The sequence below is a fragment of the Facklamia sp. P12955 genome, assembly GCF_050409565.1.
In the GTDB taxonomy this organism is placed as follows: Bacteria; Bacillota; Bacilli; order Lactobacillales; family Aerococcaceae; genus Facklamia.
Window position 1 is genome coordinate 36,677 of sequence record NZ_JBNUPF010000001.1, and the last position, 26,138, is coordinate 62,814.

General features: G+C 35.4%; 27 protein-coding genes, 1 tRNA gene and 1 riboswitch. Of the genes, 6 read left to right on the plus strand and 22 right to left on the minus strand.

Annotated elements, in window-relative coordinates; genetic code table 11:
• Nucleotides 1-89: 89 nt before the first annotated feature.
• Nucleotides 90-185: riboswitch (adenosylcobalamin-variant (AdoCbl-variant) riboswitch) on the minus strand.
• 150 nt (nucleotides 186-335) lie between these two features.
• From ACQV2G_RS00180 to ACQV2G_RS00235, 12 genes are all read right to left on the minus strand, one after another.
• Nucleotides 336-432: transfer RNA gene (locus ACQV2G_RS00180), tRNA-Sec, on the minus strand.
• A gap of 137 nt (nucleotides 433-569) precedes the next feature.
• Nucleotides 570-1,280 (minus strand): YdjY domain-containing protein, encoded by a 711-nt coding sequence (locus ACQV2G_RS00185; RefSeq protein ID WP_428872799.1) that lies wholly within the window; start codon nucleotides 1,278-1,280, stop codon nucleotides 570-572.
• Nucleotides 1,281-1,299: 19 nt separating this feature from the next.
• Complete coding sequence (locus ACQV2G_RS00190) at nucleotides 1,300-1,686, minus strand: hypothetical protein (RefSeq protein ID WP_428872798.1); 387 nt, start codon at nucleotides 1,684-1,686, stop codon at nucleotides 1,300-1,302.
• A gap of 20 nt (nucleotides 1,687-1,706) precedes the next feature.
• Nucleotides 1,707-2,609 (minus strand): nucleoside hydrolase, encoded by a 903-nt coding sequence (locus ACQV2G_RS00195; RefSeq protein WP_428872797.1) that lies wholly within the window; start codon nucleotides 2,607-2,609, stop codon nucleotides 1,707-1,709.
• Between the two features lie 6 nt (nucleotides 2,610-2,615).
• A complete protein-coding gene (locus ACQV2G_RS00200; RefSeq protein WP_428874880.1) occupies nucleotides 2,616-3,302 on the minus strand; it encodes a TVP38/TMEM64 family protein in 687 nt (228 codons plus the stop codon).
• Nucleotides 3,280-3,969, minus strand: coding sequence for a TVP38/TMEM64 family protein (locus ACQV2G_RS00205; protein ID WP_428872794.1), 690 nt, complete (start codon nucleotides 3,967-3,969; stop codon nucleotides 3,280-3,282). The genes ACQV2G_RS00200 and ACQV2G_RS00205 overlap by 23 nt, the downstream gene beginning before the upstream one ends.
• 48 nt (nucleotides 3,970-4,017) lie before the next feature.
• A complete protein-coding gene (locus ACQV2G_RS00210) occupies nucleotides 4,018-4,695 on the minus strand; it encodes a TlpA family protein disulfide reductase (protein WP_428875762.1) in 678 nt (225 codons plus the stop codon).
• 10 nt (nucleotides 4,696-4,705) lie between these two features.
• Nucleotides 4,706-5,359 carry a cytochrome c biogenesis CcdA family protein gene (locus tag ACQV2G_RS00215; protein ID WP_428875764.1) on the minus strand — a complete coding sequence of 218 codons (654 nt, stop codon included), beginning with the start codon at nucleotides 5,357-5,359 and terminating at the stop codon, nucleotides 4,706-4,708.
• 127 nt (nucleotides 5,360-5,486) lie between these two features.
• Nucleotides 5,487-6,209, minus strand: coding sequence for a glycine/sarcosine/betaine reductase selenoprotein B family protein (locus tag ACQV2G_RS00220; protein WP_428872790.1), 723 nt, complete (start codon nucleotides 6,207-6,209; stop codon nucleotides 5,487-5,489).
• A gap of 12 nt (nucleotides 6,210-6,221) precedes the next feature.
• Nucleotides 6,222-6,902, minus strand: a complete 681-nt coding sequence (locus tag ACQV2G_RS00225; RefSeq protein ID WP_428872789.1) for a TIGR04283 family arsenosugar biosynthesis glycosyltransferase — start codon at nucleotides 6,900-6,902, stop codon at nucleotides 6,222-6,224.
• Complete coding sequence (locus tag ACQV2G_RS00230) at nucleotides 6,899-8,416, minus strand: TIGR04282 family arsenosugar biosynthesis glycosyltransferase (protein ID WP_428874883.1); 1,518 nt, start codon at nucleotides 8,414-8,416, stop codon at nucleotides 6,899-6,901. Before ACQV2G_RS00230 ends, ACQV2G_RS00225 begins: the two co-directional genes overlap by 4 nt.
• Nucleotides 8,416-8,874: a hypothetical protein gene (locus tag ACQV2G_RS00235; protein WP_428874884.1), complete on the minus strand. Its 459-nt coding sequence runs from the start codon at nucleotides 8,872-8,874 to the stop codon at nucleotides 8,416-8,418. The genes ACQV2G_RS00230 and ACQV2G_RS00235 overlap by 1 nt, the downstream gene beginning before the upstream one ends.
• A 168-nt stretch (nucleotides 8,875-9,042) precedes the next feature.
• Here ACQV2G_RS00235 and ACQV2G_RS00240 point away from each other — a divergent pair, with 168 nt between their 5' ends.
• The gene (locus ACQV2G_RS00240; RefSeq protein ID WP_428872786.1) at nucleotides 9,043-9,759 is read left to right on the plus strand and encodes a rhodanese-like domain-containing protein; all 717 of its coding nucleotides are present in this window, start codon (nucleotides 9,043-9,045) and stop codon (nucleotides 9,757-9,759) included.
• Nucleotides 9,760-9,813: 54 nt separating this feature from the next.
• Here ACQV2G_RS00240 and ACQV2G_RS00245 read toward each other — a convergent pair whose 3' ends face one another.
• The 5 genes from ACQV2G_RS00245 to ACQV2G_RS00265 form a co-directional block, all read right to left on the minus strand.
• Nucleotides 9,814-10,854: an ABC transporter ATP-binding protein gene (locus ACQV2G_RS00245; RefSeq protein ID WP_428874885.1), complete on the minus strand. Its 1,041-nt coding sequence runs from the start codon at nucleotides 10,852-10,854 to the stop codon at nucleotides 9,814-9,816.
• A gap of 10 nt (nucleotides 10,855-10,864) precedes the next feature.
• Nucleotides 10,865-11,659, minus strand: coding sequence for an ABC transporter permease (locus tag ACQV2G_RS00250; RefSeq protein WP_428874886.1), 795 nt, complete (start codon nucleotides 11,657-11,659; stop codon nucleotides 10,865-10,867).
• The gene (locus tag ACQV2G_RS00255; protein ID WP_428874887.1) at nucleotides 11,649-12,557 is read right to left on the minus strand and encodes an ABC transporter permease; all 909 of its coding nucleotides are present in this window, start codon (nucleotides 12,555-12,557) and stop codon (nucleotides 11,649-11,651) included. Before ACQV2G_RS00255 ends, ACQV2G_RS00250 begins: the two co-directional genes overlap by 11 nt.
• 1 nt (nucleotide 12,558) lies before the next feature.
• Nucleotides 12,559-13,785, minus strand: coding sequence for an ABC transporter substrate-binding protein (locus ACQV2G_RS00260; protein ID WP_428874888.1), 1,227 nt, complete (start codon nucleotides 13,783-13,785; stop codon nucleotides 12,559-12,561).
• Nucleotides 13,786-13,859: 74 nt separating this feature from the next.
• The gene (locus tag ACQV2G_RS00265; RefSeq protein ID WP_428875765.1) at nucleotides 13,860-14,939 is read right to left on the minus strand and encodes a sulfurtransferase; all 1,080 of its coding nucleotides are present in this window, start codon (nucleotides 14,937-14,939) and stop codon (nucleotides 13,860-13,862) included.
• Nucleotides 14,940-15,138: 199 nt separating this feature from the next.
• Between ACQV2G_RS00265 and ACQV2G_RS00270 the strand changes: the two genes are divergently transcribed.
• The 3 genes from ACQV2G_RS00270 to ACQV2G_RS00280 all read left to right on the plus strand — a co-directional run bounded on the left by ACQV2G_RS00270 (nucleotide 15,139) and on the right by ACQV2G_RS00280 (nucleotide 18,010).
• Nucleotides 15,139-16,287, plus strand: a complete 1,149-nt coding sequence (locus ACQV2G_RS00270) for an aminotransferase class V-fold PLP-dependent enzyme (protein ID WP_428875766.1) — start codon at nucleotides 15,139-15,141, stop codon at nucleotides 16,285-16,287.
• 104 nt (nucleotides 16,288-16,391) lie between these two features.
• The gene (locus tag ACQV2G_RS00275) at nucleotides 16,392-17,318 is read left to right on the plus strand and encodes a selenium metabolism-associated LysR family transcriptional regulator (RefSeq protein WP_428872777.1); all 927 of its coding nucleotides are present in this window, start codon (nucleotides 16,392-16,394) and stop codon (nucleotides 17,316-17,318) included.
• Between the two features lie 89 nt (nucleotides 17,319-17,407).
• A complete protein-coding gene (locus ACQV2G_RS00280; protein ID WP_428874891.1) occupies nucleotides 17,408-18,010 on the plus strand; it encodes a TVP38/TMEM64 family protein in 603 nt (200 codons plus the stop codon).
• 43 nt (nucleotides 18,011-18,053) lie between these two features.
• On the opposite strand, the gene ACQV2G_RS00285 is transcribed toward ACQV2G_RS00280, so the two are convergent.
• The 5 genes from ACQV2G_RS00285 to ntdP all read right to left on the minus strand — a co-directional run bounded on the left by ACQV2G_RS00285 (nucleotide 18,054) and on the right by ntdP (nucleotide 24,216).
• Nucleotides 18,054-18,422 (minus strand): Spx/MgsR family RNA polymerase-binding regulatory protein, encoded by a 369-nt coding sequence (locus tag ACQV2G_RS00285; RefSeq protein WP_428874892.1) that lies wholly within the window; start codon nucleotides 18,420-18,422, stop codon nucleotides 18,054-18,056.
• 123 nt (nucleotides 18,423-18,545) lie between these two features.
• Nucleotides 18,546-19,451: a YitT family protein gene (locus tag ACQV2G_RS00290; protein WP_428872773.1), complete on the minus strand. Its 906-nt coding sequence runs from the start codon at nucleotides 19,449-19,451 to the stop codon at nucleotides 18,546-18,548.
• Nucleotides 19,452-19,583: 132 nt separating this feature from the next.
• A complete protein-coding gene (glmS, locus tag ACQV2G_RS00295; RefSeq protein WP_428875769.1) occupies nucleotides 19,584-21,374 on the minus strand; it encodes a glutamine--fructose-6-phosphate transaminase (isomerizing) in 1,791 nt (596 codons plus the stop codon).
• Between the two features lie 301 nt (nucleotides 21,375-21,675).
• Nucleotides 21,676-23,562, minus strand: a complete 1,887-nt coding sequence (gene pulA / locus ACQV2G_RS00300) for a type I pullulanase (protein WP_428872769.1) — start codon at nucleotides 23,560-23,562, stop codon at nucleotides 21,676-21,678.
• 108 nt (nucleotides 23,563-23,670) lie between these two features.
• Nucleotides 23,671-24,216: a nucleoside tri-diphosphate phosphatase gene (gene ntdP, locus ACQV2G_RS00305; RefSeq protein ID WP_090289229.1), complete on the minus strand. Its 546-nt coding sequence runs from the start codon at nucleotides 24,214-24,216 to the stop codon at nucleotides 23,671-23,673.
• Between the two features lie 205 nt (nucleotides 24,217-24,421).
• Here ntdP and ACQV2G_RS00310 point away from each other — a divergent pair, with 205 nt between their 5' ends.
• Both ACQV2G_RS00310 and ACQV2G_RS00315 read left to right on the plus strand, forming a co-directional pair.
• On the plus strand, nucleotides 24,422-25,561 hold the full coding sequence (locus ACQV2G_RS00310; protein ID WP_428875771.1) for an LLM class flavin-dependent oxidoreductase: 1,140 nt from the start codon (nucleotides 24,422-24,424) through the stop codon (nucleotides 25,559-25,561).
• Nucleotides 25,561-26,127, plus strand: a complete 567-nt coding sequence (locus tag ACQV2G_RS00315) for an NADPH-dependent FMN reductase (RefSeq protein WP_428872767.1) — start codon at nucleotides 25,561-25,563, stop codon at nucleotides 26,125-26,127. The genes ACQV2G_RS00310 and ACQV2G_RS00315 overlap by 1 nt, the downstream gene beginning before the upstream one ends.
• Nucleotides 26,128-26,138: the final 11 nt, after the last annotated feature.

Sequence of the window (26,138 nt, forward strand, 5' to 3'; positions counted from 1 at the left end):
CAAAAGAAAGCAAAGCATAGGTGTACCTATACTCACTACTAAAGAATATTTCCAAAGATCACTAAACCCTGAGAAGTGATAAGTGTAATAAATAACCTGGCGATCTGACTTATGAGCGAGCTCAAATACAGTAGCATAGGGACTGTGTAGGATTCTAACCTGCTTCCCCAGAATTATTTACATTTTGTCTATATATTGTGTCTTAAAGCTAGATTAACACAAGATGTTGGGTTAGACAAGAGCAATTATCGAAATAAAACAAATCAATTAAAAGCAAAAATAATAGCCTAGTTAATCACAGTTAAACTGTGATTAACTAGGCTAGTTTAGTTTCCTGGCGGGAACGTGTGAGAATCGAACTCACCCAAGACGCTCTTAACGCCTCATACTGGTTTTGAAGACCAGAGGGCACACCAGAACCCATCCGCTCCCAATTAAAATCTTTAAAGAAGACTCTTACAATATTAACAATATTTAAAGGAAAATGCAAGTGCTTTTATGAGTCTATTAAGCAACATTCTTTAAGCAAAAGGGGCTGTATCTTTTAGATACAGACCTCCAATGAATTATTATTCTGCTTCAGCTTTTTCGTTTGATTCAACTTTCTTATCTTTACTATCCTCTTTGTGGATTGAATAAGTAATGATTACCGGAGTCCCTTCTTCTGGTAAAATCTCACCATTTCCTGAAAACGCTACTTCCCCTCTTTTTTCAACGGCCCCGTAGGTATAAGTAGCATTTGAAATAAGTCCGACTGGGCATGAATCTAAACAAGTGATACAACCTGTATGTTTATCATGGGCACGCCCTTTATTTCCACCAAAGCGGAATTCAAAGTCATTGCCATTAGAATCAATAATTGTTTCACTTAGGTTGTATTCTTTTTCAGCGCCTTCCCAAGTTACTTTAATATCCATTAAATCCCCTGCAACATGCGTTTCTTCCGCATTTTCAGCCGTCATATTATCGCCTGGTTCTGCCCCGATTTCTATTAAAGCTTCATAGAATTTATTTTGATTAGCAGTTGTTCCGAATACCGATTTTCCACCAAAATTACCATCATCGAAGACCACGGCATGACGGGTAGATGTTTCTAAGTATTTTCCATTTACGTAAGCATATATCGAAATGGTGCCTGCTTCCTTATCGACCACCATCGGGTTTTCCTCTGTCGGTAAATTTGCAGGAGCATCTTCCTCTGCAAGTGTTGGGACAGATAAAGATAAAACGGTAACGAAGGCAAAGACAAGTGTCATTAATTTTTTAATCATTTTGTTCATATTATTCATCCTTTCAAAATTAAACTTGCTGACTTTTTAGCTTTCGATCTTTCAACCAAAAGTAAATCATTAAAAGAGTCATGACTATCATCAAAATTAAAGTAATCATTTTAATTTGACCTATCTTCATATCTAAAAAAAACATATCGCGAACATTATAATAAAAAATATTAGGTGATTTAACAAGCATTAAAGTAACGACACTAATAAGTCCTAGGAAGTAAGTTATTGGTTTTATCTTGAACAAAAAACTTACCATGATAAATAGAACAAAAACTATCCAACACAATACCCAAGTATGCACTCGCATTTCTAACCATACCCAATATGACATTAAAGCGCTTGCTAGAAGAGCAAAAATAAACCCTGAGCAAATTGCTATTAGTAAATTATGCCATTTGAACATCCAAAAACCTCCTTTGCTATTTAATCTTCCAATTTAACATTTAGCCAGCGCTGAAATAAATTCTTTCGTATTTGATCTGCCTTTTTAACAACAGGTGTATTGATTAAAGCTTTTTTTAAAGGTCTAGAGCTTGAGTAAGGACTGAAATCAAAATCTTCCGCTATTAAAGAACCCATTGAGAGACTATTAACAGAAACATTAAAAGAAGTCCATTGATCCTCAAATAATTCAGGATTTACTAAATAGACCGCTGCTAATGAATCCCAATTATAAAAGCCTTTAATACCATACTCATCTTCATTATCGACAAACCAAGGTTCTGCATAGTTTTGAATTAAATGAGCAATGGCCGATTGTTGGTTAGAAAAAGCTTCTTCATATTCTGATCGAGTAAATAAAAGATCTAAACAGTGATTAGCTGTTAAAATAGAAACATTTCTTCCCTTAGTTAAAACGGTAAAAGCAGCCTGCGGATCAATGGAAAAGTTCATTTCTCGCATTTCTTGCTTGTCAAAGATCAACGGCTGAGTAATCCCACCCATTAAGACAAGTTGTTTAACTTTTTTGAAGAAATTACTGTCTCTTAGATAGGCCCCTTGCAAGTTGGTCATTGAACCGACTGCAATAATGATTAACTCATCTTTATATTTATTAGCCAAATCTACCAATAGCTGGCTTGCTGGTGTTAAATAATCAGCTGTTTCACTTGCACCTTTTGCATAAGGAATTGAATGAAGGCCAAGTTTGCTTATTAATTGACGGGTCGATTGGTCTACTTGCTCAATGGTCGAATTCCCAAATGTCGAAGTGATACCCACTATAGCGACTTCTGGACTCCCTAATAAATACATCAGCGCCAAACCATCATCAATGTCGCGATGGGGTGTGAAAAAAGTATTATCAAAATCAATTAAAACTTTCATTATCCCTTATTCCTCCTCATCTACTTCAAGCTTTTGGGCTACTTCTGGATTTTTCTTCTTAATAAATTTCCCTAAAAAGGCTGTGCCGAATACTAGTAAAGCCACTAATATTATTGATAGTGAAAAAGAGGCATCACTAGGTTCTAAAGCCTTATCGCCAACATTTACAAAAATAAATGTCCCCGGCAAAATGCATATGAGAGAAATCCAAAGATAGTCCCAGAATGAGATATCCGTTAAGCCAAAAGCATAGTTTTCAACATTATAGGGAATTACAGGCATAATCCGAGCCAATGCAAGAACTAACTTTAAATGTTGGTTATCGGTGGTCAATATCCCTTTGGAACTAGGATATCTTTTAAATAAAAATTTTTGTGCCGGTTGCCTAAATAAATAGCGCGAAATTAAAAACATGAAAGTTAGATTCAAAGCCGCACCTATAAAAGTCAAGATGGAGCCTAACCATAATCCAAATCCCATTCCTCCAGCAAAAGCTAGGAAAGGAACAGGGAAAAACCCCATCGGTAAGAAAACCCAAAGTAATACATAAATCCATTTTGCAGAAGACCCTGATTGTAAGATTATTTCTCGTACACGCTCGGTTGAAAAATTTAAGGTCAGCCAGATAGTTAAAGCTACTAAAGCAATCACTAAGCAAACCTTAAACCATTTACTTAGCTGCTTTTTTTGCATGGCGTTCATTATAAATCGATTTAACAATATAAATGACAATTGTTACAGCAAATAGTGACATTAATCCAATAAATAATTGTTTACCGCCACCACCGAAGTTTTGTCCAATATAAGAATAAACAAGAGTAGCCGGCAATTGACCGATTCCGGTTGCTAAAAAGAATGGCCAGAATTTCATAGAAGTTAAACCAGCTGCATAAGAGACTAGGTCAAAACTAACAAATGGTAATAAACGGCAAACTACAATGGTGTACTTTCCATATTTTTCAAAAAACACATCTAAAGATTTTAAGGCTGTTTTACTGGTAATCTTGGCAACTGCGTCGCGTCCCAAAATTTTAGCAATGTAAAAGCATAAGGTCGCTCCAGCCATTGAAGATGTCCAAGACAATACCGCTCCCCAAAACCATCCAAAAATGGCAGCATTAGATAGAGTGATTAAGAAAGCAGGAATGGGTGAAAGAATCGATTGCAAAATCATCAAGAAAAAGGAAACACCAGCAGCAACATTTCCGTAAGAACGAATATAAGCAATTGTCTCTTCTAAATTAACTGCTTTCATGGCTGAAATAGACTCGTTAATAAATGACTGCACCGAGGGAATAAAGAGATAAGATAAAAGTGATAATACAAGTACAACAATCACTGCCAATTTATTTTTTTTCATAAGAACCTCCTAAATATTAAACTCCACCACCATCAAAATTTTACATTTTTATAACAATTCCTCGATTTGCTCTAGTAATTGCTTTTCATTGATTAGGCCAATATGATGGTATACTACCTCTCCTTCTTCATTTATAAAAATAGTAGCGGGCAAAAAGGTAGCTTGTAGGGACACCATGGTTGAAAAGTTAACATCATAGAATACAGGAAGAGTCAAATTAAGGTCTTCTAAATATTCATTCACTGCTTCTTTAGTTTCGCCAGGTTGCGAATTAGTGGCATTGATCATATAAAAATCAATATCTTCTTGGTAATCTTCCCAAGCCGTTTGAAAATAAGGCATTTCTTTTTTGCATGGTGGACACCAAGTTGCCCAAACATTAACAACCATAGGTCGACCAAAATTTTCAGATAAAGTCATTGATTTATCTACTTGATCTTTAATCCTTACACTATCTACATTAAGATGACCATATCGATCTTGTTTTTCTTCATTTGTGCTATTAAGCTGACTACTTTCTTCCCTTGAAGTTTGAAGAGATACTTCTTTTCCTTCAATAACCTCTTCGCTTGTTTTGTTAAATGTTAAATCGATCTCATTGACAGTTTCTTGAATTGTTTCTTTTTTATCGATAGATAAACTTTGATCTTGAACTTTGTTATAAATAAAGCCCCCCAGACCTATAATAACGATTAAAAGCAAACCATACGTTAATAACTTTTTCATTGTATTCCTCCTAGACTAGTTGTAGTAAAAGCGTTTCTAAGATGCCTGATATTGTTAATAAACCGAAAAGGATTAAAAACCAGCCTGAAGATAGATTGACTAAGTGATAATGTTCCTTGATAAATGTAAGGACTTTTTTACTTTCATCTACCAATAATGCAGACAGAATGAAAGGAATACCTAAACCTAAACAATAGCTAATTATAAGCAAAAATGAAGTCCAGCTAGTAGCGACACTGGCTATATAAGTTAATGCAGAAGCCAAAAATGTTCCAACACATGGCGACCAAGAAATGGCAAAGACTAGACCAAATAAATAAGGATTGGCCACATAGGAACCTCGCGAATGAGGCCTTAACTTAGTCATTAGCTTTTGACCATTAAGATAATCGACACCCATAATAATCATAATGCTTCCTGCGATAAAGTTAACGACTTGTCGGTGCATCATAAAAAAGGATCCTACAGTGGACACAAAAAGACTTAATAAGATAAATATCGTAGAAAATCCTAACATAAATAAAATTGCTTTAATGAAGGTTTGTTTAGTAGAGCTCTCCCCTTCACTGCCTGCAAAGAATGCAATATAAAGTGGAAGCATTGGCAGTAAGCAAGGAGAGACAAAAGTCATTAATCCCTCGATAAATAATAATAGATAGTCCATATTTTTAAGCTCCTTTCTCACAAAGATTATCATGCCATTGGAGTCATTCAACTAAAAGTAATCACGCTAGTATAAATAAATTAATTATTTGAAAGTAAGCCGCTATTCGCATTATGTGATTGAATAATTAAGCTTTTTTAAAAGGTCTTATCTCCTCTGCCCCACCTGATACAGCAAAATCTAAGAATTGATCCATAACTTGCCAATGCTTAATAGAATCATTCGCCTCTCCAAAAGTTAAACCTAAAGGAAAATCAATGGTAAACATTCTAGGTGGTCTCGATTTGGCTGCCACTTTAGGTAAGTGCATAATTGAAGCGGTACGGATCCCTTGCTTTTCTACTTCTCTTTGGATTAGCCCAACGGACTGATGGCAAATATATCAGCCAGGAGAAAGGAGTACCAAATCTACTTGATCTTCAACTAACTGACGGGCAATCGCAGGTGCTGTTTCATCAATTAGTAAATTTACTTTTGGTATATAACCCATTAGGCCATAATGGCGCGGTGCAACAGAGCCGATTTTGCCCTTTGTTGCCATCTCTTGAAGCATCTGTATGGGAAAGACACAGTTTAAATCTTCATCTGCCGGTCCATGATCATAATGATCATGAGTAATCATAATATTTTCCACCCGACTATCCCCAGGAATCATTCGGAAAGTATGATCTCCCTTAATATTAAAAGGGGCATCGCTTTTCAAATGGGTTCCTGCTGTTGTGATAAATGCTACCCTACACTCTGAAAGAGGCTTAGTTAATTCAACATTAGAGGGGGCTTCATCGATGGTAACCACCATTCTTTTGGCTATGGCTGCAATGATATTTTCTTTAATACTTCTCTTTTTCATTCGAATCCCCTTCTACGAATAATAGACTTGAGTGATTGCTTTCATTGAGTAACCCTTACGAAATAGATACTGGCAATATTGCATCTTAAGAAGTGTTCTAAAGACACCTTTTTCTTTAAAACGACGGTCCGAGGTATAAATGAACTGATCTGCTACAACTAATTCTTCACCCTTAGCCTTGTTTCGTAAAAATAAATCATAGTCTTCCATTAAAGATAAAGCATGAAAACCTCCTAGTTCCCAATAGTAATCTTTTGTCATAAAAATCCCTTGATCACCGAAAGCTATCTGTCGATGTTTAAGTCGCCAATTTGATCCATAAGCAATCGCTCTTAGCCATAAATTATCTGTTTGAAAGTCTAATGGAAAAGCTCCAATCTTTCCTTTCAACAGACTACTCAGGATGACCTTTTTTGGAGAACGTTTAAAGTAGCTATCTGCATGTAAGAATAAAAGATAGTCTCCTTTGGCCTTTTTAGCCCCTACAGCTAATTGACTACCACGACCCTTTGGACCATTCAGGACTTTATATTGATTTTCGCTAATAAATTCTTGAGTTCCATCTTCACTACCACCATCTACAAACAGAATTTCAATTTCTTCGTCCTTTAAATGCTGTAGATGCTTTAAAGTTTGAGGTAAAATTTTTCTTTCGTTATAAACTGGAATAATCACACTGATCAAATAATTCATAAGGTAATATCCTCCAACTTTTCAATATAAGCTTTAATTTCTTGTAAGAAAACAGGGCTAATAAAGCGGGAGATGGTTTCAAAAGAGTGGTCATTTGACTTAACTTTTTGTGCTTCTAAATATTGAACATAAGCCATCGAACACCAAGTGACTCCTCTTAAACAAGTAAAATGAAGATATTGTTTAAGCTTATCTTTATTAATTTTCACCTGGGAGGACTTATCATACTCTTTAATGAAAGCGGAGATTTGCTCATATGAAAGTAAGTGGTCTGTTTTCCATAATGTGGTTGTGGGAGCTAGAAAATGAGCGATATCTTGTTCCCTCTCACCAACCAAAGGCTTCTCCCAGTCAATTAAATAGGAATCACCTTTAGAATTAATCAAAAAATTGTGTGAATTAAGTTCTGTATTAATAACGCAAGGATTGCTTAATTTATTATTGAACGAATATTTTTTCAGACCTGCCATCAATGCATCGATTAGATCAATAACCTCAAGATCTCTGCCCTTCCATTTTTGATAATGACTATACATGTCAACAAATTCCTGATACATCAGTTGGAAGGGATTATTAGCCTTAATAAGATGAGGAATGGTCTGGCTATCTACACTATGGATTCTAGCCAAAATATTAGCAGCTTTGGATAAGTCCTTTTGATAGTCTAAGGGATGACCGGGGAGGTATTCTTCAATTAAATAACCCTTACCTAACAACTTAGTATGAGGCTGGCATTGATATACCTTCGGCACAACCCCTGAAGAAGCCAAACCCTTCAGTGCTAAGTATTCATATTCAATTTGATTGTCTAAATTCATTTGCGAACCTAAAGCAATCCTAAAAATCTTTCTGCCCTTATCAATTAGAAAGTTGGCATTATATTCCCCCTGATTAAAATAAACTGCATCTGGATCTCCTGATAGATAACGCACCACATCTTCCCGCGTGTCTAGGTCACGAATGGTTTCTGTCAACGCATAGGAAAGTTTTGCTGCAGAAACTTTATTGATCGTCCTTTGGCATACTTCATCGTGTGAATAATTCTCTAAATCAAAAAGAGACTTAGAGAACAAACGGCTGGCTATAATGCCATAACCTCCATCTAAGGTAGGAGCTAAAACAACATCTTCAGTGTCTAGCATGTCAATCATTTGCTCAACCAAAGATTGCTTGATGTCAACTAGATCACAGCCTAATAAAAGAACTTTATCATAGCCACGGTTAAAAATTTGCTGCATGGCTCGCGACATTCGTTCTCCTAAATGAGCTGTTTCAAGCTGGCCGAATATCTTATCACTATCAATAGCTAAGTATTTTTGAATGGCTAATTTTTGATCAGCAGGTGCTACAAAAAGAAAGATGTCTGCATCCACCTTACAAATTTCTTTGTAAGTTTGTTGTAAAAGGTGAATCGATAGATGGTGAATATCTTCCTTAGGTAAAAACCCTTGTAATCTAGTTTTGTTATATCCAATTAAAGGTAATTTGACAAAATAAATAATTGCAGTCGACATTATATGGCTCCTATCTTAATTTCGCATTCTTTAGTCTGAGGATGGAATAAAAAAATTAATAAACAACCTATCAAATTTCCAACTCCTAAAAGTGGTAATCCTACTAGGAAATACGGATACATAATTAAAAGACTTTTATCTGTAAAAAAGCTCATAATAATTAGTTCAGACAGAGAAACGATCAACAGTATCGCCCAATGTGTTTTCCAAGAAAATTGATAACAAAATTGAATCCAGCTTTTAGTTTTAAATAGAGCAATAATAGCAATTAAAATAATGAAAATAGCTACAACATACCAAATCCAATGATAGTTTTCAGCAAACCAAAACTGATTAAATTGAAATTCTCGATAATACACATGGCGATAGAGTCCTATCCGCTTACTAGCATATTCATTCACAAAAAAACCACCTGTGACTATTAATATTTCAATCGCCCAATATATTTTACTTAACATTTTGGACCTCCTCTTATAACCTTGCTCATTATAGCATACAGCTACTTTTTTTGAATGAATGTTTTATTGATATTACTAATAAATAGCCCGTATTTATTTAATAAGTCTATTTGTGATTAGATGACCATTTTAATAAAATAAAGACATCAAAATAAAGGAGTGGGTATAATGCAAAAAACACTTTTAAAATCTTTAAAACTTATTGTCACTTTTGTAGCAGTTTTTGCTTTGGGTCTTTCGAACGTTTACGCCCAAGCTGAGATAATGACAGGCGAAGAACTTGAAAAAATCCAACTAGATAAAAAGAAAAAGGAAAAATATTTGGTAATTGATGTCCGACCTGAAGAAGACTATGCAGAAGGACATCTTTCACATGCCATTAATATCCCTTTAGATCAATTAGAAGAACAATTAGAACGATTAGAAGACTACCAAAAGATGCCAATTATTGTTTATTGCAACACAGGTAATAAGTCTGCAGAAGCTGCTAATCTTTTAATCGATAATGGCTTTGAAGATGTTAAAGATGCTGTAGGGGTTAAAGACTTTGAATATACTTTAGTAACTTATGAATCTATCTTGCCAGATACCTTCATTGAAGCAGCCGAAGCAGGCAAAACCATTTTCATTGATGCACGTGATCTTAAAGACTTTGAAAAAGCAAGTGTAGAAGGAGCCATTCATGCTTCAGTTGATAAGCCAGAAACTGTTTTAGAACAATTACCTGAAGACAAAGAAGTTGAAATTATTACTTTCTGTTATTCTGGTAATAAATCCGCTCAAATAGCTAACTTCTTAACCGAAAAGGGCTATACTAATGTCAAGAATTCTCTAGATGGTACAAAAGAAAATAAAAAAATTCCAATTATTGAAAAAGCTTCATAAACGATTGTAAGCAAAAAGCCCAACTTATAATTGGGCTTTTTCTATTTAAATCTATCATTCAAAACTAATAATATCTGCATGATTAACATAAAGCCAATATTTTTCGCCTACTTTATAATCTTTTAATGACTGGTGCAAGACATTGACACTCCATTGTTCACTTGAATTGATTAATTGAAATTTTAAATCTACATACTCTGGGTATTCAAAAAAATGGGTTAGTTTAGCAGGGAAAATGAGACTGGAAGAGGAAAATAAACGTTCTGTCTTAACTTCCACACGAATTGGTCTGACAAAAATTTCTTTGCCAATATAGTCTTTTAATTTAACATTAAAATCCATCTCTAACCAGTCTTTTCTACTTTCTTCAATAACTTTTAAACGGTTCAACACTCCAAAGAAACTACCCACATATTCATTTTTAGGATGATCAAAGACATTTTTAGGATAATCCACTTGCACTAAATTACCCTCATGCAGAAAAGCGATACGATCAGCAAATTGTACCGCTTCTCGCTTATCATGTGTCACTAAGATGGTTACCAGCCCTTTTTTAACATGTAAGTTATGTACTAACTGGCCCATCTCCCTTCTAAGAGGCTCATCGAGTCCGGAAAAAGGCTCATCCAACAAAAGAACCTGAGGTTCATTGGCTAAGGCTCTTGCGAGTGCTACCCTTTGTTGTTGACCACCTGATAGTTTATGGATGGAAGAAGCTTGTAAACCAGGTAAATGCACATCATTCAATAAAGATGCTACCCGCTCATCGATCTCTTTAGCTTTCATTTTCTTTAACCTCATAGGAAAAGCAATATTTTCTTTAACGTTATAATGCGGAAAAAGTCTTAAATCTTGAAAAACCACCGAAACTGGACGGGAATGACTTGGTTCTTTCATAATAGAAGTTTGATTAAGTAAAATATCTCCCTCAGCATTTTCAATTAGTCCAGCTAGTGTTTTCAAAAAAGTAGTTTTTCCAGATCCAGAAGGCCCAAGTAAAGCTAAATACTCTCCTTTTTTAACTTCAAGATTAAGATCTTTTAAGACTTTGTTATGACCCAAACTCACTGATATATTTCTAATGATTAAAGACACGGTTCACCTCCTAATAATAGTCGAATTTTTCATATTTACTTTGATATAAATTGGAAAGCCAAGAGAGTAGTCCCATAACTAAAAAGCTAATAATTAAAAAGAACAAAGCGTATATGCTAGCAATTGTACGATCGTTTCTTTGTAAATAAGGAAAAATAATTACTGATAGGGTTTGAATCTTCCCCCCACCTATCATTAAAGTCAGGAAATACTGACTAAAAGAAACAATGAATGACGTAGCCAAACTGGTCGCAAGAACAGGGAGCAGCAGTGGAAAAGTTATTTTCCAGAATGCTTTCAACTTATTTGCTCCTAATACCCATGCTTGCTCTTCTAAATGAAGGCCAACCGCATGGTAGGCATCAATCACTAAGTATGAAGCATAGGGTAAGGAATAAATCAAATGGGCTAATATCACGCCCCAAAGCTTATTAGCCCAGCCCCATTCAAACATTTTTTGATGAATACCTGTAGCAAAAACAATCACAGGAATTAGAAAAGGTAGGGCGATAGTCAACTGAATAAAATTCTTAAAGAAGCCTTTAGCCATTACCGTCGCTCTAGCAGTCATTAAGGCAATCAAAGATGACAGCATGGCTACACATGACGAAATAAATACTGAAGATAGTATAAGTGTTAGTAATTGATTAGGTTGCCGTACCAGATTTTCAAACCCTCTTAGGGACAAATTGTGCGGGATCAAATGAGGCCATGGCCAGCGAGCAGTAAATGCCCAGATTAATAAAATACTAATTGGCAAAAAAATAACTATAAATATTAAGAAATGAATAGTCTTACGATACATCTCGACCCACCTTTTCTTCACTGAATAGTTGTTTCTTTAGTTGTGGATAAAATGCTATCAGATAAATTACTACAACGGCCATCAAACTAATGAGTATTAAAATTCCATTATATGCCATTGCCAAAGGACGTTGGCTTAAATCAGGATGCATATATGCTTGATAAGCTGCAATTGGTAATGCCTTAGGTAAAGTTGGTCCTAATAAAGCTGCTAGCTCGTAGGAACCAAAAGCGTACATAAATATAATGAAAAAGGCAGCTAAGATTGTGTTTTTTGATAAGGGTAGCACAATCTTAATAAAACTTTGTAAGCGACTGGCTCCAAGCGTCTGTGCAGCTTCGCCAAGTTTATTATTGATTGAACTTATTATAGGATAACAATAAAATAAAACAAAAGGAATTTCTTTCCACATAAAAGAAAAAATAATGCCCCAACCATTTGGTTGAAACATTAATGCATCAAACCAAGCTTGGGCATTTGAAATTCCCATTGCAAATAAAATTCGTGCAAATATTCCGGTTCGTCCAAACAGTTGTAAAGTAAACAGTGCGACCACTAAATGAGGAACAATTATAGGAATTTTTACTAGCGTCTGTTGCCATCTACTTAATTTTTCTTGAACAAGCCAAAAGTAAGCCCAAGCTAGACCCATAATCGTTGAAAGAAAAGCTGAATAAAAAGCAATTTTCAATGAAAAAAACACTGATTGCTTAAATTGTTTATCATTTAATAAATCTTGATAGTAAGTCAGACTGAACTCATTTAAATTTAAAGAAGGAATGTATCCAAAAGACTGCACTATTCCAATCATTACACCTAACAGTAAAAACAAACTTAAAATGAACTGAGGCATAAATAAGAGAACTGCATAAAAACGCTTCTTCTTCGTAAGCTCCATTTTATTTTCCTGCCACTTCATCTAGCCAAATTTCTTCGATCAAAGGCACTAATTGTGCGGGCATTTCTGGCAGTCGCTTAGATAAAAGTTGTTCTTGTGGTATTATCCCCTCGCCAATTTCTACTTCCTCAAAGTCTGCTTTTAATTGATCATTTAATTTATCATTATCGATTACCGGAATTAGACCGAGGTGTTCGTATTTTGATAATTGCATTTCTGGCGATAGCATTTCATTTATTGCTACCATAGCGGCTGCTTTGTGTGATGCATTTTTACCAATTGCTATAAAGTTAGTATTACCTATTGTGCCCTTTTCAAAAACAAATGATTGGGCAGTCGATGGATACATTCCCTGTTCAATTGATCGAGCAATTTCATAAGCGTTATAGTTGATATGAAAAGCAACTTCTCCATCCATAAATAAATTGTTTAAGGCAGGACCATCGCTTGGATAAGTTTTCCCCTCACTCCATAAATAAGGAGCCAATTCATTTAAGTAATCCAAAGCCGGTTGAATGAGAACTTTCAGCTCTTCTTTATCTGTTTCCATCTTTTGAAATTCTTGATAATCAACAAATTCATAGATAATATTCCGAACAAAAGCGGAACCGGTAAAATCTGGCAATGCCGGATAAGTAAAGCTTCCAGGATTTTCTTTTACGTATGCTAACAAGGATTCAGCATCTGTAGGAGTTTCTTTAGTTACTTCTGAATCTTTAATTAAAACAAGCTGAGATTTTGAGTAAGGAGCTTCAAAACCTTCAATTGGATAGCCAAAATCCTGATTGTTTTCTATATCTTCTATATCTAGAAATTCTTGATAATTTGGTAAAATTTCTGTGAATGGACCATATAAGAGTTCATTTTCTCGAGCAGATTTAAAATTCTCGCCATTGATCCAAATCATATCCATTTCACTTTCGCTAGTTTGAGCTTGCTTCTCACTCACTAATTGACTCAAAATTTGATCGATATCCATCGGAATACGGTTTAACGTAATATCATATTTTTCTTTAAGTCTTGGTCCATATACTTCATCTAACCACTGGTTAAGCTTTTCATCGCCGCCCCATCCATAAAAATTAACTTCACTTCCTTTTGCTTGCTCTACTATTTCTTCAAAAGATAAGTTGTTTAATGGGCCTCCCTCATTGGCAAAAACATATGTAGTATTGACTATTAAACTGGTTATAACAGCTAAACTTAATAATTTTAGAATTTTTTTCATTAATATTCTCCTTAATAAAAAGCATGCTCGTCGTCAATGGCGAGCACGCTTCCTTGTATTTTTGAAGATGCTTTCTAATTGGTTTCTTTTCCTTCTTCTAAATCTCCAACTGTTTTATATTTTACCGAATCTGATTGAGGATCACCAATTTGAACTTCCAAATCATCATTCATTTGCCATTCATTCCATCCACCATCAAACATGGTAACATCTAAACCCCGCTCATACATCAACAAGAATGGAAGGCTAGATCTCCAACCAGTTCCACAATAAAAGGTTAAATCATTTTCAACATCAAAACCTTCTTCTTGCCAAAAAGCCAAAATCTCATCGAAGCTTTTATTTGTACCGTCTTCATTTTTAAAATCTTCCATTCCTGAACTATTAGCTTCTCCAGAGCCCCTCAATAATGGACGTCCCCAAACTGCTCCTTTAGGTTCTCCCGCTTTAGGAATATAAGAGTATCCTGATTCTATACCTAACCATTCATTTTCAGAACGTAGAGAGACTAAGCGAAAGTTGTCATTATTAGTTAAAGCATCCACAGTATCATCTAAAGATATAAGATATTCAGAATGAGCAGGCACTTCGACTCCAAATTCTTTAACAGCTGCAGGGACCACTTCACCTTCTTCTATTTCGTAACCTGCTGCTTCCCAAATAGCTAAGCCGCCATCTAGAATTTTAACGGATTCAACTCCTGTGTACAATGCAGCATAAGCTACACGGTCTACACCTGTATCAGGTCCATATAAAATCAACGTCGTATCTTTATCAATCCCATATTTTAATAAAGATTCTTCAATTTCTTCGGCAGATCGCAAATTCCATACAGGACCCTCTTCAACCGAATCCGTATTAATATGAATCGCTCCAGGCAAGTGTTTTCTCAAATAATCTGGACTTGCATCGGCTTCGCCCCAAGTGACTTCCGCCAATACATATTTTTCAATGTCTGAATTACCATCTAAGACATTTTTAATCCATTCTGCATCAACATAAACTTGTTTGGCCGGATCGACAGGGTATTGCTCCTCACTTGAAGCTTCGGTAGTGTTTTCTTCAACTTCATCTTCAGCATTAATTCTAGCAAATGGTTGCATAAGCCCAACAAATAATACAGTCAACATCAACCATGAAAACATTTTTTTCATAAGACACCTCCTTATATATATTTTTTTACTGGCTAATCATATCACTTCAAATATGCACCGACAAGCTTTGTTAGAACAGCCTTGAGCATTTATCAGAATAACTGATGAAAGCGATATCAATTCAAATTAACCATGAAGGCCCTTATCTATTAAGATATAATGGGAATGATAATATAAATTTTAAAGAGGAGAAGATCTTATGATTTATTTAGATAATGCAGCCACTTCCCTAAATAAACCTCAAGTAGTCATTGACGCGGTCATTGACGCCATTCAGCATTCTGGCAATGCTGGCAGAGGTTCTTCGGATTCAGCCATGCAAGCTTCTCGAAGCATTTTTCAAGCCCGTCAATCTTTGAATCAATTGATTAACGGCAAAGACCCTCGGCAAATAATTTTCACTCATAACGCTACAGATAGTTTAAATACAGTTATTAAAGGATTATTTAAGAAAGGTGACCATGTTATTACGACTGTCATGGAACATAATTCCGTTCTAAGACCTCTCTATGAACTAGAAGAAAATGGTCTTGAACTGACTATTTTAGGCATCAATTCGAAAGGAATTATTGATCCGGCAACAGTAAATAATACCATTCAAAGCAACACTAAAGGAATGGTCATCACTCATGCTTCCAATGTTACTGGTGACATTAATCCGATCAAGGAAATCACTCAAATTCTACACCAACACAATCTTTTAGGTATTGTAGATGCCTCACAGACAATTGGCTGTATACCTATCGACGTAGAAGCTTTGGACATAGATGTTCTTTGTTTTACAGGACATAAAAGTCTTTTAGGTCCGCAAGGAACTGGTGGTATATATGTTCACCCAGATGTAGAGATTCATCCACTAAAATCAGGTGGAACAGGCATTGATACCTTTAGTCATCATCAACCTCTTGATTACCCCTCACGCTTAGAAGCCGGAACTTTAAATAGTCATGGAATTGCTGGTCTTGCAGCAGGTGTAAATTATTTAATTGATTATGGAGTGAATAAAGTAAGAGATTATGAAAGGAATCTCTTAAACATCTTTTATAAGGAACTTCAATCCATTCCCCAAATAAAATTTTACGGTCATTTTAATCCTACTGTAGACCGCTGTGGAATTCTTTCAATTAATCTAGGCGATTTTGACTCGGCCATCGTAGTTGAAGAACTGATTGACCGAGCTGAAATTATAACACGAGGTGGTGGTCACTGTGCTCCTTTAATGCATGAAGCATTAGGAACCAAGGAACAAGGAGTTGTGCGATTCTCACTATCGCATTATACGAAAAAAGAAGACCTCATGGTCGCCGTTGAATGTCTTAAAGACATTCAAAAAGATCTATCTGAGTAATTTTAAACGATTCGACAATTATTTATTATTTTTTCTAATAAATACCTCTCTCACCTTAAAATCAAAAATAAATATTAAATCGATATCAGAAAGTAGTGACTTTTGTGGAATTAAAACAAATCCAAACCTTTATAACAATAGTAGAATGGGGTAGTTTTTCAGAAGCTGCTAACCAACTCTACCTCTCTCAACCAACTGTCTCTTTGCACATTAAACAATTGGAAAATGAATTAGGCATCGAATTAATTTCACGCACAACTAAAAGCCATGAATTAACTACCCAAGGACAGGAATTTTATAAGTACGCACAATCCTTATTAAAAATGTCACGTAACATTGAAACCACCTTTTCTCAAAGAAACAACCATGAAATCACAATCGGTGCCTCATCCATTGCTGCTTCTTATCTTCTTCCGTTAGCTCTTTCGGAATTTGCCAAAGATAATAAAGAGATGCGGGTCTCCCTTCACCAAAGTGATACCATTGATATTATTAATGATATTGCCCTAGGGTCTTTAAATATTGGTATTGTTGGCTCTCAATCGATGAATAGTAACTTGACTTTTGAGAAGCTCTTTTCGGATAAATTAGTCATTGTTACCCCTTATAATCAAGAATTCATACAATATAAAGAAACAGCTTATCCAATTAAGAAGATCTTAGAAAAACCTTTCATTACTCGCGAGGAAGGTTCAGGAACACTTAAAGAATCAGCATTGATACTGAGAGAGTTGGATATCGATCCACTCAAACTGAATAAAGTTTTTGAAGTAAATAATAATGAAACGATAAAACAATTTATTAAGTTGGGGGTTGGGATTTCCATTCTATCAGAGCTAGCTGTTCAGCCTGATGTGAAACATAAAGAAGTTTTAACCTTCGATATTGAAGGAGTGAATTCTATACGAAACTTTTACTTGGTTTATCGTAAAAATACACACCTTCCTGAATCCGTTAAAAACTTTATCAATTATATTCGTAACTATCAATTATCGGTTGAACCTTTTCAGTCCGATCAATCAATTAATTAAGACTTAAGTCTGTCTGATTTTGGTTAATTTTCATCTATGATTGTCATATCATCAACATATGTTAAAATGTTTTTGAGGAGTGTGACCCGATGGATGAAAAAAGACAAATTTTAACCCGAAAATGGATGCATTTCCTCAATATTTTGGGACTCATAATTACTTTCATATTAGTTATGTGGGGAATTCAAGCAGGTGTTTTTACCGACGAGAGAAAAATGCTAGTAATGATTAAAGGTTTTGGCTTTTGGGCGCCCTTGATTTTTATTATCATTCAGATAGCTCAAACCATTATTCCAGTTATGCCGGGAGCGATTACTATTCCCATTGGAATCTTAGCCTTTGGTCCCTTTTGGGGTTTCGTCCTCAATTTGTTACCCATCTATCTCGGATCTTGGGTCAACTTTTGGATTGGTAGAAGATATGGAAAACCTACTGTCCGAGCCATACTCGGTGATAAGTCTTATGGTAAAATGATCAGACTTTACGAAAGAAAAAACATGGGAAATTGGCTTTTTACTTTTTTAATGTTTTTTCCCTTCTCGCCAGCTGATATTCTCTGTTATGGAGCTGGAATCACTACTATGACTCGCAAGTACTTCATTTTATCCTTGCTATTTGGCAAACCTGTTTCCTTAGCTTGTTATGGTTTTGGAACAACTTATATTTTACATTGGTTAACATCATTCTTTTAAAAAAGAGGCTATCACTATATAGTTGATAACCTCTTTTTATGTTTTAAGCTTTGTTAATTTCCCACACTCGGTTAATTATTTTTAAATTAGAACCACTACTTGCCTTTTCTTTTTCAATTAAAAATGGTCTTTTAATTAGCATACCGTTTTTACTCATTAGCTTTAAAACTTCTTCAGAAGACATACTATCTAAACGGTCTTTTAATTTCATATCTCGGTAGACCTGTCCAGAAGTATTTAGCATTTTGCGAATATTGCCATCTGTCGATTGATAAGCCACTTTTAATTCCGAAAGAGAGGGGGGATTGTCGCGAATATCTTCTATCTCAGTCAATTCCAAACCATTTTCCTGCAAATACTTCATAATCTTGCGACAAGTTGAACATTGCTTTAAACCATATACTTTAATCATCATTTTCCCTCCGTCATTCATTAAAGAATACATAGCATAATTAGCTCACAGTATTATAAAATTGACTCTAATTTTTATCTCGTCCAAAAAATCGCCTTCCAATTTTGAAGACGAGTTCTTTTATTATTCATCGTAAAAACGGCGATTTTTATTATTAGGATTATAAAAGGTAAATCCTTGTCCAATAACTTCTTGAACATCACTAACTGTAACAAAAGCATTTGGATCAATTGAAGCAATATGTCGCTCTATTTTCACCACTTGCTGTTTAGATACAACAATATATAACACTTCTTTTTCCTTATGGGTGTAATAACCATAAGCTCTGAAAACAGTGATCCCTCTTGCAATTTCTTCGGTAATCATCTGACAAACTTGTTCTGGTTCTTTAGTAATAATTAACATTGCCTTCCGACGACTAAAGCCATCCGTAACAAATTCTAAGGCAGCTGAGGTTAAAAATTTCATAAAAATAGTAACAATAGTGTTTTCAGCACCTATAACAAACCCAGAAGCTAAGACAATTGACATGTTTAATAAAAAGGTAGCTGTGGCAAAATTAATCCCAAGGTATTTCTTTAAAATCATGGCGATAATATCTGTTCCAGCCGAAGAACCATGTCCTTTAAGAATTAATCCTAAACCAATACCCATTACAACTCCGCCTGCCATTGCCGAAATTAGCCGGTTTTCTGAAATAAAAACAGGTGGAAAGACAGTGTTTAAAGCCCAGGAGGTTACAATCATGGCATAAATTGTAAAAATTAACGTACGTTTTTCAAGAAATCGATAACCAATCAATAGAATAAAAGAATTTATAATGAGGTTTGTGGTCCCAGTAGGAATATCCTTGATATATTTTAAGATAATCGCGATACCTGCCACTCCACCATTACCAAAATGATTGGGGATTACAAAACTGTTTACCCCAGCAGCATAGACGAGACAGCCTAAAGTAACCATAAAGATGGAATAGGCAAGTGCCCATGGTTTCACCTGTAGCTGAAGTTTTGAAATTGACGGTTTCATTTATTCGCTCCTAATTTTATATTTCATTATCTATTATAGCGTTTATTCGATTTAAAAAACAGAACCTTCAGATGACTTTTTAATTAAATTTCTGTGGATAAAACCTCAGTCATTTCTCATCTTTTTTATAAATTACTCCACCGTTACCGATTTAGCTAAATTACGTGGTTTATCTACATCAAGCCCCCGTTCAACTGTTGCTAAATAGGCAATCATTTGGCAGGCAACCACACTCACAATTGGAGTTAAGAGCGGATGCACAGATGGAAGAACAAAGTCTCCTTCACTTGCGTATGGTTCACTTGCTATTACAAACGTTTTGGCTCCGCGCGCTTTCACTTCTTCTAAACTAGACCGCGTAATGGAAGCTGTTACTGGGTCAGTTATTAATGCAGTAACAGGCGTTCCCTCTTCTATTAAAGCAATTGTTCCATGTTTTAATTCTCCTGAAGCAAAAGCTTCGGTGTGAATGTATGAGATTTCTTTTAGTTTAAGAGCTGCTTCCATGGCTACTAAATAATCCATATGACGCCCTAAATAGAAAGCATGCACTTTATCTGCAAGTCCATTTTTTACCCAAGAATTTAAAGCATCTTTTTGAGTAAGGACCCTTTCAATGGCTTGAGAAACTAATGATAACTCATGTTTCATTGAGAAATCCTTTTGGCTTGCAAGAACATCTGCTAAAATCGCTAAGACTGTTAATTGAGCTGTATAAGCCTTTGTAGAAGCCACAGCAATTTCCGGTCCTGCATTCAATAAAAGTGTATAATCCGATTCTCTCGAGAGAGTAGATCCCTTGACATTAGTTATAGTTAAAGATGGATAGTTTAATTCATTGACTTTCACTAAAGCTTGTCGACTATCAGCTGTTTCGCCTGATTGAGAAATAAATATAAAGAAAGGTCTTTGACTTAATAACGGCAAGTGATAAGAAAACTCTGATGAAAGATGAACTTCCACTGGTATTTTCGCCAAGTCTTCAATCATCACTTTACCTACTAAACCTGCATGATAAGAAGTCCCACAAGCTAAAATATAAAGACGATCCGCTTGCTTAATTTCAGATAAAAGGTCAGCTTCAATAGTAAATTCACTATCTTGATTCTGATAATAAAGAATATTTTTACGAACTACAGCAGCTTGCTCATCCATTTCTTTAAGCATATAGTGCGGATAAGTTCCTTTATCAAGATCACTAGCATCTAAGTCTGCAATATAAGAAGAACGGTCAATGACTTGACCCGATAAGTCCTCAATTAAAATGCCATCCGATTGAATCATCAATAATTCACCGTCGTGAATTTCAATATATTCACTGGTCAAATCAATCGTTGCCATTGCATCCGATGCAATTACATTGAAGTCGTTTCCCATGCCCACTAATAATGGTGATTTTTTCTTAGCAGCATAAAGAGTTGTGGGGTCTTCTTTATCAATTAATCCAATAGCATAAGAGCCTTCTATCAATTGAAGCACCTTTTTTAATGCTTCTTTGGTAGATATTCCTTCTTGTGAGAAGTAAGCAATTAAAGCAACAATTACTTCTGTGTCTGTTTGTGACTTTAATGATACTTCACTTAAGTAAGTTTTCTTTAAGTCTAAATAGTTTTCAATCACACCATTATGGACTAAAGTAAAGCGATCAGAATTAGATTGATGGGGGTGAGCATTTTCTCTATTAGCAGGACCGTGGGTTGCCCACCGTGTGTGACCAATACCAATACTAGAGTTAAATTCTTGATTTACCGCCCTTTCAAGGTCGGCAATTCTACCTTTCTCTTTAAAAAGATGACCCCTACCTTCTTGATCTAAAAGATAAAGTCCGGCCGAATCATAACCACGGTATTCTAATTTTGCCAATCCATCAAGTATAATTCTTTGTACATTTCCTTCACCAATAAATCCAACAATTCCGCACATAAAATACGCCTCATTTCTTTCAATATTTTATGCTTTCGGTGCATAGAATAGACTCTGTCCAAGTTCTCGCGATCTTGTTTTAACTATTCTTAAAGACTGCACAGCCTTGAGTCATCCGCCGAAAATTCGATAAACTCATCCTCGTCACCTATTTCAATAGGTCTGGCGCTATCCAATTTTAGTCTCCTTTTATATTTTCTGAAAGCCTATTAAACTTACACTAAGCACGACTAAATGTCAAAAACTTCACACAAAAAAGCGTAAGGATTAAAAGGAATCTTCACGCTCTTTTGAATTATATTTATTTTGTTCTCTTTTTTAAACGTTTAATAACCGTCGTTGAATATGGAAGCAAATTAATCGATTTAATTTGATTAAGATATTCATTTTCTTCAAGATCAACAACATCATCGTAAACTAACATCGTATAATTGCCTAAAGGAACATTAAAGTGCGCATATTCTTCACCACCATTAAACATTAACAAGAGATCATAGCTTTTACCGGCATAACGAACCGCCATGATTTGGTCTGAAGCTTGAATTACTTCTGTCGAACAGCGTAAGCTCTCATAGCTAGTTTGGCGTAGAAGAGGCTCTTCTTTTCTTAATTGAATTAAACCCTTTACGAATTCCACCGTTTTACAATGTTGAGTCATTAGAGACCAATCGATTTGATTAATAGCATCTGGTCGGTTATAAGAATCTCTGACTCCTTGCTTGCTTCTTAAAAATTCTTGACCAGCATGAATAAATGGAATCCCTTGGGCTAGCAAGACTAAAGCCAATCCTAATTGCTGTTTTTTTATAATAATTTCCGGTAGATGATAAGGGTCAGCCATCATTAACCGATCATAGAGTGTATAATTATCGTGTGCTTCACAATATTGAATCACTTGCATGGGATTATTAAATTTTTCAGAATCATAGCGAGCTAGAAAATTATTAACTAGTGGTTCTTCCATGTACCAAGCACCATTAATAAACCCCCTTGCCTCAGGATTAAAATCATTCCCTTTTATAGCCTCTCGGATCCCATCATTAAATTGAGCTATTCTAGGCATTTTATAAGCATTATTTAAATTAGCTTTTTGATCTGGTGGAATGGGACTAGCCATATCCCAACCCTCACCTAAAATAATTATACTAGGGTCAATTGCATCAAGAGCTTCTCGAACAGCTTTTAAACTCTCAATATCATGCAAACCCATTAAATCAAAGCGAAATCCATCGATATGAAATTCACTTGCCCAGTATTGAACAGAGTCTACGATGAACTTTTGCATCATCACACGTTCAGATGCTGTATCATTTCCCACGCCACTGCCATTAGTTAACTGTCCAGATTGGTCATAGCGAAAATAATAGTGCGGGACTGTTAAGTGGAGAGGATGGTTTTCAACTTGGTAGACATGATTATAAACAACATCCATAATGACACGCATCCCTTTTTGATGAATAGCATGAATCATTTGTTTTAATTCTTTAATTCTAACAATAGGATCATAAGGATCTGTTGCATAAGAGCCTTCTGGAATATTGTAGTTATAAGGATCGTAACCCCAATTATATTCATTTGGTTGCTCAAAGGTTTCATCGATAGAGTCAAAATCGAAAAGAGGTAAAAATTCTAAATGGGTCACTCCCAACTCACTTAGATAGTCTAACCCTGTGGAATCCCCTTCAGGATTTCGTGTGTCGGTTTGAGTCAATCCTAGATACTTTCCTCTATCAGTAATGCCAGATTCGCCTTGAATCGTTAAGTCGCGTACATTCACTTCATAAATAACCATAGCTTCGTCTCGAGGAAAAGACGGCATCCTTTTCGACCAGCCTGCTGGATTGGTTTTTTTCAAATCAACTACGACTGATCTCCTACCATTAACTGTACATGCTCGAGCGTATGGATCGATTGTTTCCTTTTGGCTCCCGTCTTTGAAATCAATACGAAAGCGGTAGGTTGTTTGATGATGGTCCCCTGCTAATTCTATTTGGAATACAGGGCCTTGCTTAACCATGAGGTGTTCATCTTTAACTTGACCATAATAACCTTCAAAAACAATTAATTGGATGGAGCGAGCAGTTGGTGCCCATACTTTAAATACTGTTTTATCAGGTGAATAGATAGCTCCTAATGCACCTAAATATGCCATTTGATCTAATTCTTTAATCCTCTCTTTTGTATACATACCTTCACTCTCTCATCCTTTATTTTAAAAAAAAGCAATAGAATAACGATTTACTATCGCTTCTATTGCGTTTTACACAAAATCTCTCTCAGTGAATTCTACTATTAACTATTTATAACGTTTGCGATGTGACAATTGACAATAACGTTCATACCAAATATCGATAAAGGCCGGATTAAAAGGACCTTTTTTTTCCTCAATCCAACGGACCAGCTCTTGAATGTTATATTTCAAAATGCGATCAATTTCGACTGGATAATTATAACGTCGACTATGTACTTCATACTCATCTAAATCCAACAATCGCTTCTCACCATCTGGAAACATTTTTATATCAAGATCATAATCAATATATTTTAACGCTTCCTTGTCCATAACATATGGAGAGGCAAGATTACAATAATAAGTGACACCTCTTTTACGAATCATCGCTACAATATTAAACCAAAAATGTTGATGGTAATATACAATTGCAGCTTCTCGTGTCACCCATCGACGACCATCTGATTCGATCACTAAAGTATGATCATTGCACCCAATAATAGACTGCTCACTGGTCTTTAAAACCATCGTATCGCGCCATGTTCGATGCAAAGAACCATCGTGTTTATAACTTTTAACAGTAATGAATTCACCTTCTCTGGGCTGCTTCATCACTGAACCTACTTTCTATTGTGTAAATAATTAGCCATTCGGCTATCAACTTTTCCTTGAATATTATATCATACTCGCTTGTCTTTATGGGAGCAAATTTCATTTTATAAGAGAAAGCTTATTCTCTCCTTAAAATAAATTATTTCCTAAAATTCGAGATTTATGCTATAATTTGTTCAATAAAAAAAAAGAAAGGAAGCTTATTATGAATTCAAGCACTTCCCCCAAAAAACCACTAGAATTTGGTATATATACTTTAGGTGATCATGTACCTCATCCAATTACTGGCGACCGTATTTCACAAGAACAAAGAGTCAATGAAATTATTCGTTATGGTATTGAAGCAGAAGCGGCTGGCTTAGATCTTTTTAGTGTCGGTGAAAGTCACCAACCTTATTTTACTAGCCAAGCGCATACAGTTATCTTAGCAGCTATTGCTCAAGCAACTTCTAAAATTAAACTTTCTTCTGCTGCAACCATCGTTTCAACTTCAGATCCCGTTCGCATCTTTGAAGATTTTGCTACCCTGGATCTTATTTCAAAAGGAAGAATGGAGATCATTGCAGGACGCGCTTCACGTGTAGGTCTTTTTGATTTATTAGGCTATAATATGCGCGATTATGAAGCCTTATTCGAAGAAAAATTTGAACTTTTACGTCAGATTAATGAAGATTTAATTATAAATTGGGAGGGAGAATTTAGAGCACCTTTGAAGAATGCTTCCATTCTACCTCGACCTTATCAAAATCGTAAACTGACAATTTGGCGCGCAGTTGGTGGCCATCGCACATCTGCTATTCAAGCCGGACGTCAAGGAGCCCCTATCTTCTTAGCACATTTAACTGGACCAGTCGATATTCATTTAGCTAATATTCAGTCTTATCGGGAAGCCTTAGAAGAAAGTGGCTATCAAAGCCAAGATTTCCCTGTGGCAACTGCTGGAATGCTATACGTAGCTGAAACTTCACAAAAAGCCAGACAAGAAGCCTATACTTTCATTTCTAAAGGCTTTACCTTCTCAAATGGTCAAGAATTTCCTAAGCGAGCTTTTGCCCAATCAGAAAACCTTAATGATATTCTTAACGTTGGAAGTCCGCAAGAAATCGTTGAGAAAATTCTCTATCAATATGAAACTTTCGGTATCAGCCGTTATGTGGCTCAAATTGATTTTGGTGGAATTCCTTTCGAACATCTAATGAAGAACTTAGAACTTTTAGAGGCTAAAGTTTTACCCGCTGTTCGCCGCTATACTGGTCAAAAAGCTGCCGATCAAGCTGAGCCAACCGATCACGCTAAATTTAGAGAGACGGTCCAAGAATTGACCAAGGAAAAGGAAGTGGAATAATGAGATTAATTTTACTTTCTGGTTCGAAGATGGGTAGTAAAACTCGCATTGCTATGAACCTCACTAAAGAGATTATTCAAACAAACTATTCAGACTTTGATGTGGAGTTGATTGATCTAGCTGAAAAAGATATTGAATTCGCGGATGGTCATCACTATGTTGAACTTACTGGCGATAGTGCTTATGTTACAAAAGCAATCATGGAAGCTGATGCTATCATAATTGGTAGTCCAATCTTCCAAGCCTCCATCCCAGCCACACTTAAAAATATTTTCGATCTTTTACCACAAAATGCTTTAAGAGACAAGACAGTTGGAATGGTGATTACAGCAGGTAGTCCTAAACACTACTTAATTGCCGAATATCAATTGAAGCCTATACTTTCATATATGAAAGCTATGGTTATTCCTTCTTATGTCTTTATTGAAGAAGCTGACTATCATCAAGGTGAAATAATTAATCAAAACATCCATTACCGTTTAGATGGTTTAATTAAAGATACTTTATTATTTAGCCAAGCTATGGAATTAAAACGACAAAAAGAAGAAGAAGCCTATGACTTTTAATAATTAAAATA

Excerpts from the sequence above, each read along its gene's own strand:
- ACQV2G_RS00265 (WP_428875765.1), bottom strand. The coding sequence starts at position 14,939 with ATGAAAAAAATGTTTTCATGGTTGATGTTGACTGTATTATTTGTTGGG.
- ACQV2G_RS00280 (WP_428874891.1), top strand. The coding sequence starts at position 17,408 with ATGGATGAAAAAAGACAAATTTTAACCCGAAAATGGATGCATTTCCTC.
- ACQV2G_RS00215 (WP_428875764.1), bottom strand. The coding sequence starts at position 5,359 with ATGGACTATCTATTATTATTTATCGAGGGATTAATGACTTTTGTCTCT.
- ACQV2G_RS00240 (WP_428872786.1), top strand. The coding sequence starts at position 9,043 with ATGCAAAAAACACTTTTAAAATCTTTAAAACTTATTGTCACTTTTGTA.
- ACQV2G_RS00315 (WP_428872767.1), top strand. The coding sequence starts at position 25,561 with ATGAGATTAATTTTACTTTCTGGTTCGAAGATGGGTAGTAAAACTCGC.
- ACQV2G_RS00270 (WP_428875766.1), top strand. The coding sequence starts at position 15,139 with ATGATTTATTTAGATAATGCAGCCACTTCCCTAAATAAACCTCAAGTA.
- ACQV2G_RS00285 (WP_428874892.1), bottom strand. The coding sequence starts at position 18,422 with ATGATTAAAGTATATGGTTTAAAGCAATGTTCAACTTGTCGCAAGATT.
- glmS (WP_428875769.1), bottom strand. The coding sequence starts at position 21,374 with ATGTGCGGAATTGTTGGATTTATTGGTGAAGGAAATGTACAAAGAATT.
- ntdP (WP_090289229.1), bottom strand. The coding sequence starts at position 24,216 with ATGAAGCAGCCCAGAGAAGGTGAATTCATTACTGTTAAAAGTTATAAA.
- pulA (WP_428872769.1), bottom strand. The coding sequence starts at position 23,562 with ATGTATACAAAAGAGAGGATTAAAGAATTAGATCAAATGGCATATTTA.
- ACQV2G_RS00205 (WP_428872794.1), bottom strand. The coding sequence starts at position 3,969 with ATGAAAAAAAATAAATTGGCAGTGATTGTTGTACTTGTATTATCACTT.
- ACQV2G_RS00185 (WP_428872799.1), bottom strand. The coding sequence starts at position 1,280 with ATGAACAAAATGATTAAAAAATTAATGACACTTGTCTTTGCCTTCGTT.
- ACQV2G_RS00190 (WP_428872798.1), bottom strand. The coding sequence starts at position 1,686 with ATGTTCAAATGGCATAATTTACTAATAGCAATTTGCTCAGGGTTTATT.
- ACQV2G_RS00290 (WP_428872773.1), bottom strand. The coding sequence starts at position 19,451 with ATGAAACCGTCAATTTCAAAACTTCAGCTACAGGTGAAACCATGGGCA.
- ACQV2G_RS00260 (WP_428874888.1), bottom strand. The coding sequence starts at position 13,785 with ATGAAAAAAATTCTAAAATTATTAAGTTTAGCTGTTATAACCAGTTTA.
- ACQV2G_RS00230 (WP_428874883.1), bottom strand. The coding sequence starts at position 8,416 with ATGTCGACTGCAATTATTTATTTTGTCAAATTACCTTTAATTGGATAT.
- ACQV2G_RS00250 (WP_428874886.1), bottom strand. The coding sequence starts at position 11,659 with ATGTATCGTAAGACTATTCATTTCTTAATATTTATAGTTATTTTTTTG.
- ACQV2G_RS00210 (WP_428875762.1), bottom strand. The coding sequence starts at position 4,695 with ATGAAAAAGTTATTAACGTATGGTTTGCTTTTAATCGTTATTATAGGT.
- ACQV2G_RS00200 (WP_428874880.1), bottom strand. The coding sequence starts at position 3,302 with ATGCAAAAAAAGCAGCTAAGTAAATGGTTTAAGGTTTGCTTAGTGATT.
- ACQV2G_RS00255 (WP_428874887.1), bottom strand. The coding sequence starts at position 12,557 with ATGGAGCTTACGAAGAAGAAGCGTTTTTATGCAGTTCTCTTATTTATG.
- ACQV2G_RS00195 (WP_428872797.1), bottom strand. The coding sequence starts at position 2,609 with ATGAAAGTTTTAATTGATTTTGATAATACTTTTTTCACACCCCATCGC.
- ACQV2G_RS00225 (WP_428872789.1), bottom strand. The coding sequence starts at position 6,902 with ATGAATTATTTGATCAGTGTGATTATTCCAGTTTATAACGAAAGAAAA.
- ACQV2G_RS00310 (WP_428875771.1), top strand. The coding sequence starts at position 24,422 with ATGAATTCAAGCACTTCCCCCAAAAAACCACTAGAATTTGGTATATAT.
- ACQV2G_RS00235 (WP_428874884.1), bottom strand. The coding sequence starts at position 8,874 with ATGTTAAGTAAAATATATTGGGCGATTGAAATATTAATAGTCACAGGT.